Origin of the sequence: Microbacterium sp., from assembly GCF_041909575.1 — a bacterium.
Classification (GTDB): Bacteria; Actinomycetota; Actinomycetes; order Actinomycetales; family Microbacteriaceae; genus Microbacterium.
This window is the reverse complement of record NZ_JAYRDE010000193.1, coordinates 1-2,154: the sequence shown is the minus strand read 5'-3', so window position 1 is coordinate 2,154 and position 2,154 is coordinate 1. Positions and strand designations below refer to the sequence as shown.

Annotated in this window: 4 protein-coding genes; all 4 read left to right on the top strand. The window is 74.6% G+C overall.

Going from position 1 to position 2,154, the window contains the following annotated elements; translation table 11 throughout:
- The first annotated feature begins 252 nt into the window (after positions 1-252).
- Positions 253-627 (top strand): TraR/DksA family transcriptional regulator, encoded by a 375-nt coding sequence (locus ACE3O1_RS15480; RefSeq protein ID WP_374316575.1) that lies wholly within the window; start codon positions 253-255, stop codon positions 625-627.
- Between the two features lies 1 nt (position 628).
- Entirely contained in the window at positions 629-1,063 is a 435-nt protein-coding gene (locus ACE3O1_RS15475) for a YchJ family protein (RefSeq protein WP_374316573.1), read from the top strand.
- 40 nt (positions 1,064-1,103) lie between these two features.
- Positions 1,104-1,880, top strand: a complete 777-nt coding sequence (locus tag ACE3O1_RS15470) for an isocitrate lyase/phosphoenolpyruvate mutase family protein (protein WP_374316571.1) — start codon at positions 1,104-1,106, stop codon at positions 1,878-1,880.
- Between the two features lie 58 nt (positions 1,881-1,938).
- Positions 1,939-2,154: FAD-dependent oxidoreductase (locus ACE3O1_RS15465; RefSeq protein WP_374316569.1), on the top strand; the 216-nt coding region annotated here is incomplete at its 3' end.

The following is a 2,154-nucleotide window of genomic DNA, read 5'->3' as shown; positions in this document are numbered from 1 at the left end:
TCGCGGCAGCGGCGGAGCCGGCGATCGCGTGGGGGTCGCGACCGCCGGCTCTGGAGCGACTCGATGAGTCCGCCCCTCGTGCCCTGGGGGTAGGCACGAGGAGGGGACCCGGTGCGCGTCGTCGTCGCTGATCCGCGTCGCCGCCTCGGGAAGACGGCGCCGTGGAGACACCTCCAGGATCCCACCAGGACCTGTGAGCGGCCTGTCTCCCACCGCCCCCGGCGACGGGGGAGGCCGTACGCTCGAGGGGTCATGCCCGCCTCCTCCGCCGCCCCCGGTCCCGACGATCGCGACGTCCGCCTCGCCGAGCTGCACGCGTCGGCACAGAGTCGCCTGGACGGCCTCGACCGCGACATCGCGCAGCTGCGCGCCGATCGCCGCGCCGACAACGCCGACGACGAACACGACCCCGAGGGCGTGACCCTGTCGAGCGAGTGGGCCCGCCTCGCCGGGCTCCGCGAGGACGCCGTGCGGGAGCTGGCCGACGTCGATGCCGCCCTCGCGCGGCGCGCGGCGGGAGACGACGGGCGCTGCGCGGACTGCGGACGCCCCATCCCGGTCGCCCGCCTCGTCGCGCGCCCGACCGCCACGCGCTGCGTCGACTGCGCGGCGCGGGCGGGAGCCTGACGTGTCGTTCGGGGCGGCAGCCGACCGTGCCCGCGACCCGCGGTTCCCACGACCCGCGGCGGGAGCGCCCTGCCCGTGCGGCTCCGGCGAGCCCTTCGACGGATGCTGCGGCCCGCTGCTGCTCGGAATCCCTGCGCCGACCGCGGAGCGGCTCATGCGGTCCCGCTACACCGCGTTCGTGGTCGGCGACGCCCGCTATCTGGCCGAGACGTGGCATCCGGGCACCCGCCCGACGCAGCTCGACCTGGATCCGGCGCAGCGCTGGACGGGCCTCGAGATCGTGGACGTCCAGGACGGCGGGCCCGCCGACGCCCGCGGTGTGGTCGCGTTCCGCGCCCGATGGCGTCACGGCGCCGAGGAGGGCGCGCTCGAGGAACGCAGCCGCTTCCGCCGTCAGGGCGGGCGATGGTGGTACGTCGACGGGATCGTCGGCTGAGACCTGCCGCGCACTCCCCGCTCACCGTTAGCGTGGAGGCATGATCACCCAGGTCGACAAAGCCCAGTCCCTCGAGCGGCTGCACGCCGCTCCCGAGATCCTCCGCGTGGTCAACGTGTGGGACGCCGTCTCCGCCCGCGCCGTCGCCGCGCTCCCCGAGACGCGCGCGATCGCCACCGCCGGCCACTCGATCGCCGCGACATACGGATACGGCGACGGCCAGATCCCCATCGACACGATGCTCGACATGGTCGGCCGCATCGTCGAGGCGGTGGGCGATCTGCCGGTCACCGCGGACCTCGACGACGGACACGGCGACGCCGGCGAGACGATCCGCCGCGCGATCGGCAAGGGCGTCATCGGCGCGAACGTCGAGGACCGCCTCAAGCCCCTCGACGAATCGGTCGCCGTCGTGCGGGCGATCGTCGCGGCGGGCGAGGCCGAGGGTGTTCCGTTCGTGCTGAACGCCCGCACCGACGCCTTCGTGCGTGCGGGCGGACGCCCCCTCGACGAGTCCGTCGCCGACGCCGTCGAGCGAGGCCGGGCGTACCTGGACGCGGGAGCGAGTCTCGTCTTCGTCCCCGGCGTCCTCGACGCCGACGTCACGCGCCGCCTCGTCGACGGCATCGGCGAGCGCAAGATCAGCGTGATCGGCCTGCCCGGTTCGCTGACCTCCACGGAGTACGAGGCGCTCGGCGTCGCGCGCATCTCGTACGGGCCGATGACGCAGCGCGTCGCGCTGACCGCGCTGCAGGACCTCGCCGCGGATCTCTACACCGGCGGGGTGATTCCCGCCTCGACCCGCAGCCTCAACTGACCGCCCGGCGCGACCCGGGTGAGGGAATCCGCCGGGCGAGCCGGATGTTGTGCCGGGCATGAAGCCTCAGCCCGTCGACGTCGTCGTCGTCGGCGCCGGGCAGGCGGGGCTCTCGGCGGCGTACCACCTGCAGCGCCGCGGATACGTTCCGCATACGCGCGCGGTCGACGGCGAGAACACGTTCGTCGTGCTCGACGCCGAGGAGCGCCCGGGCGGCGCGTGGCAGCACCGGTGGGCGTCGCTGCGCATGGCCACGGTCAACGGCATCCACGAG

Coding starts and splice junctions, on each gene's coding strand:
- ACE3O1_RS15480 (WP_374316575.1), top strand. CDS start 253: ATGCCCGCCTCCTCCGCCGCCCCCGGTCCCGACGATCGCGACGTCCGC.
- ACE3O1_RS15470 (WP_374316571.1), top strand. CDS start 1,104: ATGATCACCCAGGTCGACAAAGCCCAGTCCCTCGAGCGGCTGCACGCC.